The sequence below is a fragment of the Oerskovia sp. USHLN155 genome, from assembly GCF_037145535.1.
Classification (GTDB): Bacteria; Actinomycetota; Actinomycetes; order Actinomycetales; family Cellulomonadaceae; genus Oerskovia; species Oerskovia rustica.
Genome location: NZ_JBBCXG010000015.1, coordinates 39786 through 56291, shown reverse-complemented (window position 1 = coordinate 56291; position 16506 = coordinate 39786). Strand labels below are relative to the sequence as shown.

Annotated in this window: 14 protein-coding genes and 1 pseudogene; 3 read left to right on the top strand and 12 right to left on the bottom strand. The window is 73.9% G+C overall.

The window, feature by feature from the left end:
- Nucleotides 1-33: 33 nt before the first annotated feature.
- From WFH32_RS18470 to dut, 3 genes are all read right to left on the bottom strand, one after another.
- Nucleotides 34-402 carry an OB-fold nucleic acid binding domain-containing protein gene (locus WFH32_RS18470; protein ID WP_138824289.1) on the bottom strand — a complete coding sequence of 123 codons (369 nt, stop codon included), beginning with the start codon at nucleotides 400-402 and terminating at the stop codon, nucleotides 34-36.
- A 2-nt stretch (nucleotides 403-404) separates the two neighbouring features.
- Entirely contained in the window at nucleotides 405-1166 is a 762-nt protein-coding gene (locus WFH32_RS18465; RefSeq protein WP_191795224.1) for a DUF3710 domain-containing protein, read from the bottom strand.
- Between the two features lie 151 nt (nucleotides 1167-1317).
- Nucleotides 1318-1821 carry a dUTP diphosphatase gene (gene dut / locus WFH32_RS18460; protein WP_318243991.1) on the bottom strand — a complete coding sequence of 168 codons (504 nt, stop codon included), beginning with the start codon at nucleotides 1819-1821 and terminating at the stop codon, nucleotides 1318-1320.
- A gap of 122 nt (nucleotides 1822-1943) precedes the next feature.
- Between dut and WFH32_RS18455 the strand changes: the two genes are divergently transcribed.
- Nucleotides 1944-2465 (top strand): DUF3093 domain-containing protein, encoded by a 522-nt coding sequence (locus WFH32_RS18455; protein ID WP_336708748.1) that lies wholly within the window; start codon nucleotides 1944-1946, stop codon nucleotides 2463-2465.
- A gap of 67 nt (nucleotides 2466-2532) precedes the next feature.
- Here WFH32_RS18455 and WFH32_RS18450 read toward each other — a convergent pair whose 3' ends face one another.
- From WFH32_RS18450 to WFH32_RS18440, 3 genes are all read right to left on the bottom strand, one after another.
- On the bottom strand, nucleotides 2533-2832 hold the full coding sequence (locus WFH32_RS18450; RefSeq protein WP_030152516.1) for a DUF4193 domain-containing protein: 300 nt from the start codon (nucleotides 2830-2832) through the stop codon (nucleotides 2533-2535).
- Nucleotides 2833-3071: 239 nt separating this feature from the next.
- On the bottom strand, nucleotides 3072-3929 hold the full coding sequence (locus WFH32_RS18445) for an inositol monophosphatase family protein (RefSeq protein WP_318243983.1): 858 nt from the start codon (nucleotides 3927-3929) through the stop codon (nucleotides 3072-3074).
- Nucleotides 3930-3932: 3 nt separating this feature from the next.
- Nucleotides 3933-4583 carry a trimeric intracellular cation channel family protein gene (locus WFH32_RS18440; RefSeq protein WP_318243982.1) on the bottom strand — a complete coding sequence of 217 codons (651 nt, stop codon included), beginning with the start codon at nucleotides 4581-4583 and terminating at the stop codon, nucleotides 3933-3935.
- A 133-nt stretch (nucleotides 4584-4716) separates the two neighbouring features.
- Here WFH32_RS18440 and sepH point away from each other — a divergent pair, with 133 nt between their 5' ends.
- Complete coding sequence (sepH, locus tag WFH32_RS18435) at nucleotides 4717-5988, top strand: septation protein SepH (RefSeq protein ID WP_336708747.1); 1272 nt, start codon at nucleotides 4717-4719, stop codon at nucleotides 5986-5988.
- A gap of 86 nt (nucleotides 5989-6074) precedes the next feature.
- Here sepH and WFH32_RS18430 read toward each other — a convergent pair whose 3' ends face one another.
- The 4 genes from WFH32_RS18430 to WFH32_RS18415 all read right to left on the bottom strand — a co-directional run bounded on the left by WFH32_RS18430 (nucleotide 6075) and on the right by WFH32_RS18415 (nucleotide 11648).
- Entirely contained in the window at nucleotides 6075-6743 is a 669-nt protein-coding gene (locus tag WFH32_RS18430) for a thymidine kinase (RefSeq protein ID WP_191795217.1), read from the bottom strand.
- Between the two features lie 82 nt (nucleotides 6744-6825).
- Nucleotides 6826-7998 (bottom strand): alkaline phosphatase family protein, encoded by a 1173-nt coding sequence (locus tag WFH32_RS18425; RefSeq protein ID WP_191795215.1) that lies wholly within the window; start codon nucleotides 7996-7998, stop codon nucleotides 6826-6828.
- Nucleotides 7995-8594: a DUF5998 family protein gene (locus WFH32_RS18420; RefSeq protein WP_138824282.1), complete on the bottom strand. Its 600-nt coding sequence runs from the start codon at nucleotides 8592-8594 to the stop codon at nucleotides 7995-7997. Before WFH32_RS18420 ends, WFH32_RS18425 begins: the two co-directional genes overlap by 4 nt.
- A gap of 60 nt (nucleotides 8595-8654) precedes the next feature.
- Nucleotides 8655-11648, bottom strand: a complete 2994-nt coding sequence (locus WFH32_RS18415; RefSeq protein WP_336708745.1) for a bifunctional acetate--CoA ligase family protein/GNAT family N-acetyltransferase — start codon at nucleotides 11646-11648, stop codon at nucleotides 8655-8657.
- A 193-nt stretch (nucleotides 11649-11841) separates the two neighbouring features.
- On the opposite strand from WFH32_RS18415, the gene WFH32_RS18410 reads away from it, so the two are divergent.
- Complete coding sequence (locus tag WFH32_RS18410; RefSeq protein ID WP_336708743.1) at nucleotides 11842-14562, top strand: DNA gyrase/topoisomerase IV subunit A; 2721 nt, start codon at nucleotides 11842-11844, stop codon at nucleotides 14560-14562.
- 22 nt (nucleotides 14563-14584) lie between these two features.
- On the opposite strand, the pseudogene WFH32_RS18405 reads toward WFH32_RS18410, so the two are convergent.
- Both WFH32_RS18405 and WFH32_RS18400 read right to left on the bottom strand, forming a co-directional pair.
- Nucleotides 14585-15049: pseudogene (locus WFH32_RS18405) on the bottom strand (lysoplasmalogenase family protein); the annotation flags it as partial.
- A gap of 259 nt (nucleotides 15050-15308) precedes the next feature.
- Complete coding sequence (locus WFH32_RS18400) at nucleotides 15309-16427, bottom strand: GNAT family N-acetyltransferase (RefSeq protein WP_336708741.1); 1119 nt, start codon at nucleotides 16425-16427, stop codon at nucleotides 15309-15311.
- Nucleotides 16428-16506: the final 79 nt, after the last annotated feature.

Sequence of the window (16506 nt, the reverse complement as noted above, 5' to 3'; positions counted from 1 at the left end):
TCGTCTCTCTCGCCAGCAGGAAGGGTCACGGACTCACTCGCCTGCGCGGGGGCGCAGCTCGTAGCGGGGGTTGAACATGGTGCGCCGACCCGCGATCTCGCAGACCAGCCCCTCGACGCGGACGCGACGTCCCGGCTCGACGCCGGCGATGCGGCGACGACCGAGCCAGACCAGGTCGAGCGAGCCCGACCCGTCGTAGAGCTCGGCCTCGACCGTGGGCACGCCCTCACGGGGGCGCAGGATGACCGAGCGCATGACGCCCGAGACGGTCGCGCGCTTGCGGTTCGCGAGGTCGGAGACGGCCGAGCACCCGACCTGGCTGGCCGAGTCGTGACGCTCCTCGTCCGCGGCGATCTCCTCCTGGGAGGCCAGCACGGAGTGCAGGGCCTGACGCAGCGTCATGGTCAGCGCCTCTCGGTGATCTCCGGCCCGCGCGTGAGCGGGTCGAAGGTCGGGAGCGAGGGAGCCGCGCCCTCGGGGGCGGCGGCAGCGGGACGCTGCGCCTGGCCGGGAAGGTGCATCGCGAGGAGGTCGCGGGGCGGGCGCGCGTTCTGGTCACGGACCACGACGATGTTCGCGAAGACCGACTCGAGCAGCCGGGCCGCCTCCGGGTCCGCAGCGGCCTTGCCCGTCAGGACACCCCGCAGGAACCAGCGCGGGCCGTCGACACCGACGAACCGGGCCGCACGGAAGCCCTTCTGACCGTCCGGCCCCGTGGCCGGGAGCTTCGCGAGCAGCTCGCGACCGAACGTGCCGGGGATGTCGTCGACCGTCCCGCCCTGCTGACGCACGGACTCCGCGATCTCCTCGCGGATCTCGTCCCAGATGCCCATGGTCTTGGGCGCCGCGAAGGCCTGGATCTGCAGGGCGGAACCGTTGACCGCCACGGCGGCCCCCGTGATCTTCTGCGTCTTCTTGTCGACCTCCATGCGCAGCTCCATGCCCGGGACGCCCGGCAGCCAGATGGCTCCGAGGTCCGCGCGGGCACCGAGCTCGCTCACCTGCGAGGAGTCGAACGGGCCACGAGCGCCCGCCGCGGGCACGACCGGCGCCTGGGTCCCCGGGGTGCCGACCGCGTCTGCTGCGGTCTCCTCGGTCCCGGAGCCCTCGGCGGCGACCGCTTCGTCGCTCGACTTCTGCGACGCACTACGCCGGAACAAACCCACGGACGTTCTCCTTCAGCTCTTCGCCGTGTCGACCATCGACCACGGCTCGTTCGGGACGGCAGAACCGACCCCTGCTCCTACCACCCTAGACCGCTGCGCCGCCTGCGTGACCGTCCTTGGCCACGGGCGAACACCCCCCGCGTCACGGGGCTCACTGCGCGGCGACCCACCCGCCGCTCGACCCGAACCCGCCCTCGCCGCGGTGCGAGCCGGGCAGCCGCTCGGCCTGCAGGAAGCGCGCGTGCTCGACCTTCTGGACCACGAGCTGGGCGATGCGGTCGCCACGGTGCAGCACGACGGAGGTCTGCGGGTCCGTGTTGTGCAGGACCACCTTGATCTCGCCGCGGTAGCCCGCGTCGACGGTCCCCGGGGCGTTGACGATCGTCAGGCCGTGCCGGGCCGCGAGGCCCGAACGGGGGTGGACGAACGCGGCGTAGCCGTCGGGCAGCGCGATCGCGAGCCCCGTCGGGACGGTCGCGCGGCCCTGCGGCGCGATCTCCACGTCGACGGTGGTCACGAGGTCCGCGCCGGCGTCGCCGGGGTGGGCGTAGGCGGGGACGGGGGTCACGTCGTCGAGGAGCTGGACCAGCACCTCGACGTCGCCCGGTCGGGCGGGCACGGGCGCGAGGGCGGTCGGAGCCGCCGGTTCGTCGATGGGCACCCGCAGAGCCTAGTCCGCGGCGGGCGGACCCGCGAACACCCTCGGGCGCCGGGCCGTGCTCCCGCTCCCTCCGGACACGCGGCGAGCACGCCGGACGGACCTGGGATGATGGGCTCATGCCTCAGCCTGCCCCTGCCTACAGCGAACGCCTGCTCCCCGGCCCGGGCGGGTGGTCCGCCGCCGTCGCCTTCGCCGTCATCCTCGGTGTGGCGCTCTGGCCCGTCGACGACGTGCTGTCGATCAGCACGGCGGTCGTGGCTCTCGTGGTCCTCGTCGTGCTCGCGTGGTGGACCTCCCCCGTGGTCTCGGTCTCCCCCGGCCCGGACGGCCTGCGGATGCTGCGCGCCGGCCGGGCCACGATCCCGACGTCGCTCCTCGGGACCACCACGGTGCTCGACCGTGCGGCGATGACCCGCGAGCTCGGCCCCTCGCTCGACGCCCGGGCGTACGTCTGCCTGCGGGCCTGGGCCCGGACCGGGGTACGCGTCGAGCTCGTCGACCCGGCCGACCCGACCCCGTACTGGCTCGTCTCCACGCGGCACCCCGCCGAGCTCGCCGCGGCCCTGGCCGCGAGCGCCCCGGCGACCGGTCCAGGGGCTCCGGGCGCCACGACCGACGCCGGACCGCCCCCCCGCTGACCCCGGACGCGCGGACGGCCGCCACCCCTCGTGGGGTGGCGGCCGTCCGTCGTTGGGGCTCAGGCCGTCAGGCCGCGCACTCCGAGCAGATCTGCTGCCCGTTCTTCTCGTACGCGAGCTGGCTGCGGTGGTGCACGAGGAAGCAGCTCGAACAGGTGAACTCGTCAGCCTGTCGAGGCAGCACGCGGACCGAGAGCTCTTCGCCGGAGAGGTCCGCGCCCGGGAGCTCGAACCCTTCCGCAGCCTCGGTCTCGTCTTCGTCCACAACGCCCGAGCTCTTGTCGGAGCGACGAGCCTGCAGCTCTTGGATCGAGTCCTCGCTGAGATCCTCTTCGCTCTTGCGGGGGGCGTCGTAGTCAGTTGCCATCTGTGGGGTCACACTCCGGAACGTCGTGGTCGAACATGGGGGTCGTTCGGTCCGGCGAAGGCCGTCGAACAGGCACTCCGTAGGACGTGTTGCTGGACGTCCTGACTGGTGTACGCGGTGTAATGCTCCGCCGCCGGGAATTGTTCCCGGGGGCGAACGGATTCTGCACCATTTACCGCGCGGGCGCATCCCCGACGCGAGTGGTCCTCGTCACCTCTCACGAGGCCCGACGGATTCCCTCACCTGGAGCCGTCGGAATCGGCACCGGCCGCCTCCAGGAGCGCCACCAGGTCCGACACGGCCTGCGGCGGACCCGCGACCGTCATGTCGACCCCCGCCGCGCGGCCGTGCAGGCCCGTCACGGTCGCACCGGCCTCCTGCGCGACGAGCGCTCCCGCAGCGAGGTCCCAGGGGTTGAGGCCGCGCTCGTAGTACAGGTCCAGGCTGCCGGTCGCGACGAGGCACAGGTCGATCGCCGCCGAACCGAGCCGGCGGATGTCGCGCACCCTCGGCAGCACGTCCACGAGCACCTGCGCCTGGTGGCGCCGCCGGTCGGCGTCGTAACCGAAGCCCGTCCCGACGAGGGACGTCGCGAGAGGGCCCGCGGGGTTGACGGCCACGGGCTCGCCGTCGAGGGTCGCACCCGCGCCGAGCCCGGCCGTCCAGGTGCGGCCGTCGACGATCGAGTGCACGGCACCGGCGAGCACGGTCCACTCGGCCGGGTCGGGAGGACCGGCCACCACGGCGACCGAGATCGCGTACGAGGCGACCGAGTACAGGTAGTTGACCGTGCCGTCGATCGGGTCGATGACCCACGTCAGCCCGGACGTGCCCGCCGACGCCCCCTCCTCCTCGCCGAGGATCGCGTCGTCGGGACGCTCGCGGGCGATGATGCGCCGCAGCAGAGCCTCCGACTCGGCGTCCATGGCCGTCACGACGTCGACCGCGCTCGACTTGGTCGCGGCCACCTCGACGTGCTCGGGGCGGCCGTCGCGCACGAGCGCCCCGGCCTCCCGGGCCAGGCGCTCGGCGAGGGCTCGCAGCTCCGCGACGGTGACGTCGTCGGGCAGGCGGGGGTCATCGATGAAGGAGGTCACGCATTACATCCTGCCCGACCCCGCGCCGCCGCGACGACCCGACCACGGACCGGGGACGGTCCACCCGAGGCGCAGCGAGACCAGCCGGAAGCCGAAGATCAGCGCAATCGTCGCGAGCTGCGTCCACCCCGTGAGCCACCCCTCACGCCACAGGACGGCGGTGATCGACGCGCCGACGATCGCGGGCACCGCGTAGAGCTGGCGGTCCTGGAGGATGAGAGGCGCCTCGCTCGTGAGCAGGTCGCGCAGGACCCCGCCGCCGATCCCCGTCAGGGTGCCGACGATCACCGCGGCCATGAGGCCGACCCCGTAGTCGAGCCCCTTGGTCGTCCCGACGATCACGAACAGCGCGAGCGCTCCCGCGTCGAGCACGATGATCCCGCGCCGCATCCGTTCGAGGCGCGGGTGGAAGAAGTAGATGACCACCCCCGCGGCCAGCGCGGCCACCACGAGGCGCCAGCTCGAGATCCCCACGGGAGGCGTCGCGCCGATGAGCACGTCGCGAAGGATCCCGCCGCCCAGGCCCGTCGCCCATGCGAGCACGAGCACCCCGAAGATGTCGAAGGACTTGCGGATCGCGGACAGCCCGCCGGACAGCGCGGCGCAGAACACAGCGCCCAGCTCGAGGACGTCGTCCATCGGGAACTCGATCACGGGGAGAATCATCCCAGCAGACCCCGGAACGCGGCACACCGAGCCGCCTGCGCCGCGCGGGCGATCCGGGATGGCACTCTCGGGAGTGCAGGCCCACCGGCGACGAGCCGGTCTGCACGGCGTGGGAGGATTCATGAACGAGCTCGAGCTGGTGAGGTTGCACGAGGACGGGGAGACCCTCGTCCTCGCCGGAGCGGACGGTGCGCGGTTCACGCTGCCCATCGACGACGCGTTGCGCGCTGCCGTACGCCGCGACCGCACCCAGCTCGAACAGCTGCGGGCCCAGGCCCCCGGGGTCCTGCCCGTGCGGGAGATCCAGTCCCAGCTGCGCGCGGGCCACAGCGCCCGTGAGGTCGCCGAGAAGGCCGGCATCCCGATCGAGCAGGTGCGCCGCTTCGAGGGGCCCGTGCTCGCCGAGCAGGAGTTCGTCGTCGAGCAGGTCCGCAAGAACCGCCTGGGGCACGACGAGGGCTCCCCCACCCTGGGCGAGCTCGTCACCGAGCGACTGACCGCCCGCGGCGTCGAGCCCGAGGACGTCGAGTGGTCCGCGGCCCGCCCCCACGGGGCGCCGTGGACCGTCACGGCGCTCTTCCTGATCGGCGACCGTGCCCGCAGCGCGCGCTGGTCGTACGACCCCCAGTCCCGCTCTCTGCACGCCCTCGAGGACGAGGCCCGCTGGTTGTCCGGCGCCTCGCCCGAGGCCGAGCCCGTGCGCGGCGTGCGCGGCGCGATCTTCGACCACGCTGCACGCGGGGGCGGCCAGGCGCCGTCCGCACCGTCGCCCGAGCGGGCTGGCACCGACTCGTCGGACGAGCCCGCGAGCACGCCGGTCGTCGAGACCCTGCCGGTGCACGACGAGACGACGTCGATCCTCGACGACCTCAGCCAGCGGCGCGGGGTGCGCGCGCACCGCGACGAGGACCCGGCGATCTTCGAGGGCTTCGGCCCTCCGCAGACCTTCGACCTGGGCGACCGGTCGTCGCGCCGCGACGACTCGCGCGGCGACGAGGAGCCCGCAGGGGCCAAGGTCATCACCCTGGGTCAGGGCGGGCGCCAAGGAGCGCACCACCGGCCCGACGACGGCGCTCACCCGTCACGGTCGGCCCGCCGGGGCGCGGGCCGGGACGAGGGGCTCGACCCGTCCGAGGTGCCTCCTGACCAGGACTCGCGCGACGCCCACCCCGCAGGGTCGGGAAACCGCGAGCGCCGCACCGGCGACGACCGTACGGCCGACGTCGACCCAGACGACGCACCGGCCAGCGCGCCGCGCTCCCGGCGCGAGGACGCCGGGAACCGCACCGAGCCTGCGGCGCACCCGGCCGAGCCACGGCGCAGCGGTCGCAAGCCGCGGGCGAGCGTCCCCAGCTGGGACGAGATCGTCTTCGGGGCCAAGCCCGAGCACTGACCTGCGACGGGCGAGGGGCCGTGTCCCTCCGCGCCCCCTCGTCCGCGGCGTCCCCGGGGTTCCTTGCGCGCGGCGTCGCCGCCGGCTCAGCGTGTGGCCGGGTCGTCCGACAGCTCGAGGACCAGCCCGTCCCCGGTCGCCGAGCGCAGCCGGGCCGACGCAGAGGTCATGCGTCTCATGTGGTGCCGTCGGCACAGGACCTCGTACGCGACCTCGCTCTCGCTGTCCCCCGTGTCGCCGACCACGACCTGCGCCCCCTCGACGACCATCCAGCCGTCGACCGTGCGCGCGTTGTGGGTCGCGCGGGCCCCGCACCAGCACAGCGCCTGCACCTGGAGCACCTCGACCCGGTCCGCCAGCTCGATGAGCCGCGCGGAGCCCGGGAACAGGTGGGAGCGGAAGTCCGCCGTGATGCCGAACGCGAACACGTCGATCTCGACCTCGTCCACCAGGCGTGCGAGCTGCTCGACCTGGGTCGTCGAGTAGAACTGGGCCTCGTCGCAGATCAGGTAGTCGACGGTCTCACCGTGCCGGCGCGCGTCCACCACGAACGACCAGAAGTCGGTGTCGTCCCGTACCTCGTGCGCGGCGACCTCGAGGCCGAGGCGCGAGGAGAGCCGGTCCGTCCCGGCACGGTCGTTGCGGGAGAACTTGAGACCCGTCCGACCACGCGCGGAATGGTTGTGGTCGAGCTGCAGGGCGAGGGTGGACTTGCCGCAGTCCATCGTGCCGGAGAAGAAGACCAGCTCTGCCACGGTCGTGGGCCTTTCGGGTACGGGGGACGGTCCCCTGAGGACACCCGGCCGTAGGTCAGGACCGGGTGGGGTGGGTTCGTGCTCAGGTGGTCGTGACGAGCAGCGGGACCTGCATCTCGGTGCGGGTCAGCGAGCCGTGGACGCCGACGAGCTGGAGGGAGGCCGCGGTCTGCGTGCGGGAGTCCACGACGGTGGCACGGCCACGCATCGCGACGACGACGTCCCCGATCGCAGGGAGCACATGGTCGGCGACGGGGCCGAACCAGCCCGCGGCCACGGCGTCCTCGCGCAGCGCCACGATCGCGTCGTCGCCCAGGACGGACGACCAGCGCGCCGCGACCGAGGAGGCCTGGTCCGGGCGGGCGTAGACGTGCACCGCACGGGGCTCGCCACCCACGAGGTCGACACCACGCCCCAGCTCCGGGGTCTTCGCGACGTCCCAGCGCTTCGAGCGGTCGACGTCGACCATGCCGTGGTCGGCCGTCACGATCAGCAGGGTGCCGTGCGGCAGCGACCGGGCGAGGCGCCCGAGCTCGCGGTCCAGGTCCGACAGCGCGTCGCCCCACTGCCGGGAGCGCCAGCCGTGGTGGTGACCGGCCTTGTCGACGTCGCCCCAGTAGAGGTAGACGATCCCGGGGGCCGTGAGCTCGAACGCCACGGTGTCGACGCGGTCCGCGATGGACTCGGCCGCGAGATAGCGTGCGCCGCGCAGCGCGGCCACGGTCATGCCCGAACCCGCGAACCTGGCGGGACCGACCGAGGAGACCTCGACCCCGGCCTCGGCCAGGCGCTCCAGCACGGGCGGTTCCTGCTGCAGGTCGCGCGGGTCGGCGGCGCCGTCCCACGAGACCATGTTCGCGAGCCGACCGGAGACGGTGTCGCGCTGGGTGTAGCCGAGCATGCCGGTGCGACCTGGTGACGTCCCTGTCCCGAACGTGCCGATCGCCGCGGCCGTCGTGCTGGGGAAGCTCGACGTGAGGACGCGTGAGGTGCCGAGCAGCGAGCGCAGGAACGGCGCGTGGCCCGCCCGCTCGGTGAGGTTCGCGTGGCCCAGGCCGTCGACGAGCACGACGCACACCCGGTCTGCGGCGGGCAGGCCCAGGTCCGCCCGGGCCCGCAGGGAGCTCGTGCCGGTCGTGGTCGTGAGGTCCAGCCCCAGGGCGCCCGCCGCACCGGGCAGGACCGAGCTCAGGGCGAGCCCGTCGTAACGCGGGGCGAGGAGCCCGTCCGGGAGGACCTCGGGCAGGACCGTCACCGGCTCGCCCGGCCCACGCCGTGGGCCGTCGCCGCCGACAGGGCCTTGGCGAACGCGAGGGCGTTGCGCACCGCGTCGCGCCCTTCCGCCTCGGCGCTCACGCGCACCACGATGTCGTCGGGCGTGATCTGCCCCGTCAGGCCGTGGTCCGCCTCGCAGCCCGGGTCGGGGCACTGCGCCGGCTCCAGGTCCACCCGGGACACGGCTCCCCAGCCGATCGCGAGCGTCACCTCGATGGGCGGCGTGCCGCTGCGGTGCTTCTCCGGGTCGACGACCACGTGCGACAACGAGACCGAGCGCAGCTCGGAGATCGGCACCGACTCGGTCGTCGCCGCGGCCGACGCGGACGGGTTCTCGCTGTCCGCGGGGTGGTCGTCCACGTGCGCGGTGATCAGGCGGGTCGGCGTGAGGACCAGGACCGTCAGGTGGCGGCGGACCTCGACGTCGAACGTCGTCTCGACGTAGACGAGGTGGGACACGAGGTCCTCCCCGGCGATGGCGACGTCGAGCACGTCCTGCACGAGCTCCGGGTAGTAGCCCGCGCGGCGCAGCTGGGAGGTCAGGTCGGTCCGGGAGGGGGATTCAGCAGATGGCACCCGCGCATTCTCCCACCGCACGGCGCGGCGGGGCCAGCCCGCCCGCGCGCCTGGGACCGCTCAGCCCGGGAGCGCGCGGCGCAGGGTGTCGGCCCGCTGCGCGCCGGCCACCTGGACCCGCGCCCCGAGCACCGCCGCGCCGTGCTCGGCGACCACGACCGGGTAGAGCTCGACGCTGCGCAGCTCGGGCAGCTCGTCGGCCATGAGCGACATGCGGGAGAGCAGGTCCTCGAGCGCCGCGGTGTCCGCCACGGGCGCCCCCATGTAGCCGAACAGGCGGGGCGCGGCCCGGATCGAGCGCACCATCGTGGCGACGTCGACGTCGGTGAGCGGGGGCACGCCGTAGCTCACGTCGCCCAGGAGGTCGACGGCGTCGCCCGCGAGACCGAACGAGACGACCGGCCCGAAGAGCTGGTCCTCGGTCGAGCGCACGACGCACGCCACACCCGCGTCGGCCATGCGCTGGACCTCGAAGGGTGCGGGGCCCGTGTGCCCGTCGGCCCCGGTGCCGGCCTCCCCCGTCGTGGCGCGCCCCGGGTTCCCCGCGGGCAGCACGGCCGCGAGCGAGGCCCTCATCTGCTCGACGTCGGCGCGCAGCTCGTCCTCGTCGCCGATGTCGAGGCGTACGCCGCCCAGGTCCGCCCGGTGGCGCAGCGACTCAGCGGTGCTCTTGAGCGCGACGGGCCAGCCGATCTCGTGCGCCGCGGCCACGGCCTCGTCGGCCGTGCGGACGCGGCGCGAGGGCCACAGCTCGATGCCGTACGCCGCGAGGAGCCGGGCCGTGGTCCCTGCGTCGAGGTCGACCACCGAGTCGCCCGCGAGGGCGCCCTCGACGATCGCCCGGGCGCGGTCGGAGTCGACGTCCGCGGGACGGTCGACCGTGCCGTGGTCGGCGTCGCGCCAGCGCGCGTACCCGACGACCGCGCCGACCGCCGCGACGGCGTCCTCCGGCGTCGAGTAGGCGGGCACGTGCAGGCGCGGCCCGTCGGGGTCCGCAGGGTTCGGTGCGCTGAGCTCGGCGGCGAGGCCGTGGAGCCCGAGGACGCTCGCGACCGTGGTGCGTCCGCTCGCCGCGGCCGCCCGGGCGACGGCCCGCGAGACGGTGCCGACGCGGGGTCGGACGGTGGGGACGTGCACCGCGACGACGACGTCGCACGCGTCCGGGGCGTAGAGGGCGGCGACCGCGCTCTCGATCCGCTCGTCGTCGGCGTCCTCGGGCAGGAAGGTCGAGCAGTCGGAGACCACGAGCCCGGCCGAGACCACGGCCTCCGCGACGAGCGCGGTCAGCGCGGCCGACGACGCGAGGATCCCGATGCGCCGCCCGGACGGCAGCGGCTGGTTCGCGAGGAGCTGGGCGATGTCGACGAGGTGGTGGGTGTTCTCGGCGTGGATCACCCCGGACTGGCGCAGCATCTCGTCGAGCGTGCGGCGCGGGGCGCGCGTCGAGCGGACCGCGTGACCGGGCGGCACGACCTGCCCAGAGCGCCCCGCGGTCACGACCACGACCGGCTTGACCGACGCCAGCCGTCGGGCGATGCGGGAGAACTTGCGGGGGTTCCCGATCGACTCGAGGTACAGGCACACGACCGACGTCTCGGGGTCGTCCTGCCAGAACTGCATGAGGTCGTTGCCCGAGACGTCCGCGCGGTGCCCGGCCGACACGAACGACGAGATGCCGATCCCGCGGCGCAGCGCCGTCGCCAGGAGAGTCACGGCCGTGGGCGCGGACTGGCAGAAGATCCCGATGCTGCCCGCGACCGGCTCGACCTCGGCGAGGCTCGCGTTGAGCCTGTGCCCCGCGTGCGTCGTCAGGAGCCCGTAGGTCGCGGGGCCGACCACGCGCATGCCCGCGGTGTGCGCGGTGCGCAGGAGGTCGCGCTGGAGCGCGAGCCCGTCGGGTCCGGTCTCGGCGAAGCCCGCGGAGAGCACGACGACGGCGCGCACCCCGAGGCGTTCGAGCTCGGCCGTCGCGGCGATCGCCTCGCGCGGGGGCAGCGCCAGCAGCGCGAGGTCCACGGGCCCGGGGACGTCCGCGATGCGGGCCCGGAAGCGGACCGGGGGCCCGGCGGCCTCGTCGTCGAGCTCCTCGACCAGCTCCTCGACGAGCTCGGCAGCCGCCGCGGCGTCGTGCAGGTGCCCGTGCGCGGAGCCGTGATCGTGATGGTGCGGCCCCTCCGGCTCCTCGACGTGGCTCGGACCCTCTCCGCCGTGCCGCTCCCCGCGGTGCTCGCCCGCGGTCTGGACCGGGAGCTCGGGGCTGCCGGGCGCGGTGAGGCCGACCACCTCGAACGTCCCGTCGCCCGGGTCACGGAGGGCGTTGGCGAGCACACGCTCGGCCAGGAGCCGCTCCGCGGTGCCGGGCGCCGCCGTCGGGCCGGGGCCCACGAGCAGGACCCGGCGGGCCGTGAGCAGGCCGTGCATGGACCGCGCCTCGGCGCGGTGCTCACGGTCCGCCATGACCTCGCGCGAGCGGTCCGTCGGGTCGAGGTCGACGCTCACCGCGACGATCCCGTCGTCGACGTGCTGGCTCACGACGTAACCGGCCTCCTGGAAGACCGCGAGCATCTTGCCGTTCTGCGGCAGCACCTCGGCACTGAACCTGCGCACGCCACGCTCGCGGGCCGCGGCCGCCAGGTGCTCCAGGAGGACCGACCCGAGGCCGCGCCCCTGCTCGGCGTCGGCGATGTTGAAGGCGACCTCGGCCTCGTGCGGGGCGACCTTGTCGAAGCGCGCGACGCCGATGATGTCCTCGCGCAGGTCCTGGCCCACCCGCTTGACCGCGACCAGAGCCACGCGCTCGGCGTGGTCGACGACCGTGAAGCGCTCGAGGTCCCGGTCCGAGAGCCGCTCGATGTTCGCGAAGAAGCGCAGGTACGTCGAGCGTTCGCTCTGGCCCATGTGGAAGCGCTGGAGCGCCGCGGCGTCGGAGGGCCGGATCGGACGCACGTGCGTCGTCGTGCCGTCGCGCAGCACGACGTCGGCCTCCCACTCGACCGGGTACTGGTCCGGCTGCGGCGCCGGGTCAGGGTCGGCCGGGACGTCGTGTCCGTTCACCCGCCCTAGGCTACTGGTCGGAGCGACGCTGGTCAGCGGCGCGCCCGGCGCGCGGGAGAATGAGGGCCCGGATGTCGGTGGGCCGCGCTACCGTTCGCCGACGAGCACTCGTGCCCGGCCGTCCGGCCCGCCGACCGCACCGCCGACCGCACCGAAGCACCCGACCCATCGACCCGCAGGAGCCCGACGACCCATGGCGCGCAGACCGTCCGCCTCGAAAGCCCCGCTCGACCCGAGCGAGGTCCACGAGAAGATCATCGACATCGACGTCACGACGGAGATGGAGGGGTCCTTCCTCGAGTACGCGTACTCGGTCATCTACGCCCGCGCGCTGCCGGACGCGCGCGACGGGCTCAAGCCCGTCCAGCGCCGCATCCTGTTCCAGATGTCCGACATGGGGCTGCGCCCGGAACGCGGGCACGTGAAGTCGGCGCGCGTCGTCGGCGAGGTCATGGGCAAGCTCCACCCCCACGGCGACACCGCGATCTACGACGCCCTGGTGCGCCTGGCCCAGCCGTTCTCGCTGCGCCTGCCGCTCGTCGACGGCCACGGGAACTTCGGGTCGCTCGACGACGGACCCGCCGCGCCGCGCTACACCGAGGCGCGCCTCGCGAGCGCCGCGATGGCCATGACGATCGGGCTCGACGAGGACGTCGTCGACTTCATCCCGAACTACGACAACAAGCTGACCCAGCCCGAGGTCCTGCCCTCCGCGATCCCGAACCTGCTCGTCAACGGCGCCGCGGGCATCGCGGTCGGCATGGCGACCAACATGGCCCCGCACAACCTGGTCGAGGTCGTCGCCGCGGCCCAGCACCTCATCACGCACCCGACCGCGGACCTCGACGCGCTCATGCGCTTCGTCCCCGGCCCGGACCTGCCGGGCGGCGGCAAGATCGTCGGCCTCGACGGCATCCGCGACGCCTACCGCACGGGGCGCGGCTCGTTCCGCACCCGGGCCACCGCGCGCATCGAGAACATCACGGCCAAGCGCAAGGGCATCGTCTTCACCGAGCTCCCCTACCTCGTGGGGCCGGAGAAGGTCATCGAGAAGATCGCCGAGGGCGTGAAGTCGAAGAAGCTCGTCGGCATCACCAACGCGACAGACCTGACGGACCGCGCGCACGGGCTGCGCCTCGTCGTCGAGATCAAGACGGGCTTCAACCCCGAGGCCGTGCTCGAACAGCTCTACAAGGTCACGCCGCTCGAGGACTCGTTCGGCATCAACAACGTCGCGCTCGTCGAGGGACAGCCCCGCACGCTCGGCCTGCGCGAGCTCCTCCAGGTGTGGGTCGACCACCGTATCGACGTCGTCCGTCGTCGCAGCTCCTACCGCCTCGCCAAGCGCAAGGAACGCCTGCACCTGGTCGAGGGCCTGCTGCTCGCGATCGTCGACATCGACGAGGTCATCCAGGTCATCCGGTCGAGCGACGACGCCGAGACGGCGCGCACCCGTCTGCGCGAGGTCTTCGACCTGTCCGAGCCGCAGGCCGAGTACATCCTCGAGCTGCGCCTGCGCCGCCTGACCAAGTTCTCGCGCCTCGAGCTCGAGAAGGAGCAGGAGGCGCTGCGCCTGGAGATCGCCCAGCTCGAGGAGATCCTCGGCGACGAGGCCAAGCTCCGCGCGGTCGTCTCCGCGGAGATGAAGGAGGTCGCGAAGGTCTACGGGACGCCGCGACGCACCATCCTGCTCGAGTCGGCGGGCGCGTCCCCCACGTCCGCGCAGGGCGTGCTGGGCACCATCTCGGCCGTCCCGCTCGAGGTCGAGGACACCCCGTGCTGGGCGCTGATGTCCGCGACTGGGCTCCTGGCCCGCACGGGCGACGCGACCGAGCCGGGCACCGGCGGCCGCCGCCACTCGCACGACGCCCTGAGCGGCGCCGTGCCGGCCAGCGTGCGCAGCGACGTCGGGCTCGTGACGAGCAAGGGCCGCATCGTGCGGCTCTCAGTGCTCGACCTGCCCGCCCTCCCGCCGACCGACGGCGCCCCGAGCCTGTCCGGCGGCGTGCCCCTGAGCGAGATCGTGAGCCTCGAGGCCGGCGAGAAGCCGCTGACGATCGTGTCCCTCGACCCCGACGCCCCCACGCTCGCGCTCGGCACCGCGGGCGGCGTCGTCAAGCGCGTCATCGCGGGCGACATGCCGACCAACAGGGACACCTGGGAGGTCATCTCGCTCAAGGAGGGCGACGCCGTGGTCGGCGCGGCCCCCGTGACCGAGGCGGACGAGCTCGTCTTCGTGAGCTCCGACGCGAGCCTGCTGCACTTCGACGCGTCGGCCGTACGCCCGCAGGGACGCAGCGCGGCGGGCATGGCGGGCATCAAGCTCGCCCCGGGCCAGCAGGTCACGTTCTTCGGCGTGATCGACGCCGCGAGCCGCGACCTCATGACGGTAGTGACCATCGCCGGCGCCTCCGACGCCCTGCCGGGCACGCAGGCAGGCTCGGGCAAGGTCACCCCGTACGAGCTCTACCCCGGCAAGGGCCGCGCGACGGGCGGCGTCCGCGCCCAGCGGTTCCTCAAGGGCGAGGACACGCTCATCTTCGCGTGGGTCGGCCGCGGTCCCGGCCGGGCCGTGGGGTCCGCGGGCCAGCCCGTCGAGCTGCCGCCCGTCGACCAGCGCCGCGACGGCTCGGGCGCACCGCTCGACGTCCCGATCACGGCGATCGGCGTGGGCTGTGCCTCCCGACGGGGTGACCGACGGTGGGTGCGCCGGGGTGCCCGGGTCGCCCCCACGGTCGTTCACGTTCCTGCCGGCTCTGCGCAGCAGGACCACGGCCCGCTCAGGCCGACGGTGCGCCCGCCGCTCCGCCTGCGACCGCCGGTGCCCCGCCGGCCGGGCCCGCAGCGGACGCGTCCTGCACGTCGCGGCGCAGGATCCCGACGACGAGCAGCGCCTGCCCTGCGAGATACGTGAGCATGACCCAGAAACCGGACGACAGCGGACCCGGGACCTCGAAGCCGGGCACGAACGCCCCGAGCGCGATGAGCGCGTCCGAGACGAGGAAGATCGCGCCGCCGACGCCCGCGACCCGGTTCACCCCGGTCGACAGCACCGCCATGACCGTCAGGCACACGCCGTAGACCATGACCGGGACGAGCAGAGCGCCCGCGTGCGGGGCGCACACCGCGACCAGGGCCCCGAGCGCGACCCCGTAGGGCACGAGCAGGAGCGGACGGCGCAGCAGGCTCTCCCCGCGTCGCGGCCAGAACGCGGCCGCGTACGCGAGCTGGGCGAGCAGGAAGAACCCGACCATGGTCAGGAAGGAGACGTCACCGCTCGACAGGTCGGGCGCGCTGTCGCCGAGCCACGAGAAGCCCAGCGCGACGAGCGTCCAGCGCACGAGGCGCGACCGTCGGGCGCCGGACGTCGCCGCCCACACGACCAGCGCGAGCAGCGGCATGACGAACCACTGCGTGACCTCGGCGAGCTGCTCGGCCCCGGCCAGGTGCGCCCCGAGGTGCACCGCCGAGAGCAGCAGGAACGCCCCGGCCGCGAGCGCCGCTGGGCGCCGCCGCAGGAAGGTGGACGGGACGGGGGCGTGCGAGACGCGCGAGATCGAGGCAACCACGGTGTTCCCTTTCGAGGCGAGGGCACCCGCGTCACGGGTGTCCCAGCAGCGCGGCACCGTTGCCGCGCTGAGCTGGGAACACGGTAGAGCCTCAGAGCTCGATCGAGTACATCCGTGAGCCGTCGGTCTTCTCGTAGCCGAGGCTCGCATAGAGACCGTGGGCGCCGGACGGGTTCTCGGTGTCGACGTCGAGCTCGGCGAAGTCGATGCCGCTCGCCCGGTAGGCGGCCATGCCCGCGCTGAGCAGGGCGACGGCGATCTTGCGCCCGCGGTAGGCGCGGCGCACGCCCAGGGTCTCGGTGTACCCGCTCGAGTAGCCCTGGACGGGCCAGTCCTGCTCGTAGCGCCCCGACAGCAGGTACCCGGCCACGACCGGCCCCCCGCCCGTGCTCCCGGCGGGAGCGACGCCGTCGGGCAGGCTGCCCTCGACGGGCGAGCCGTCCGAGGGTGCGGGCGAGTCGTCCACGACCAGGACGCTCCACTCGGGAGCGAACATGCTGCGCCCGTGCACCCAGGACTCCGGCGTCGCGGGCTCGCTGCCCCAGTGGTCGCGGAACGCGTCGTTGTGCGCGAGGCGCGTGGCCTCGTCGAGCTCGGGCGACCACGGCACGACGCGCAGCCCCTCGCCGAGGGTGACCTCGGGCACCGGGAGCGACAGGTCGCGCCGCAGGTTCGAGTAGAAGCGGTTCGCGGTGAACCCCGCGGCCTCGAACAGGCGGCACTCGAGCTCGTCGTCGTCCTGGGCATAGCCCGCGATGCGGGCGGGCAGCTCCTTGCCCGAGGCCGCGAGGAGCTGGCGGGCGCGCCCCGTGGACCAGGCGATGACCTGGCGGCCGACGCCCCGCCCCCGCCACTGCGGGTGCACGGCACCCTGGACGAACGCGCGCACGACCGTCGTGTCCCCGGGCCGTGTGTCGACCGACGCGTACGCGCGCGGCTCGCCGTCGGCGTCGATCCCGACCAGGGTGTCGCGGGGCAGGTCGCGCCAGTCGCCCTCGAAGATCTCCTCGGTCTCCTCGAGCGAGGTGCGGTACGGGTGCTTGTCGTGCTCCTCGACGGCCGCGATCAGGCCGAAGAGCGCCGGCGTGTCCTCGACCACCAGGGGCCGCCAGGTCAGCCCCTCGACGTGCGGGACGGGCACGACGTCGGGCGCGGCGACGCGCTCGGCGATCGGGGCGAGGGTCTGACGGACGGAGGGTGCTGGGCTCATGGGCACCACGCTAGGGTCGGGCGCCGGACGCGGCACCCTGTTTTTCCGGACGCCCCGGCCGCGCACGCTCCCCCGGCGT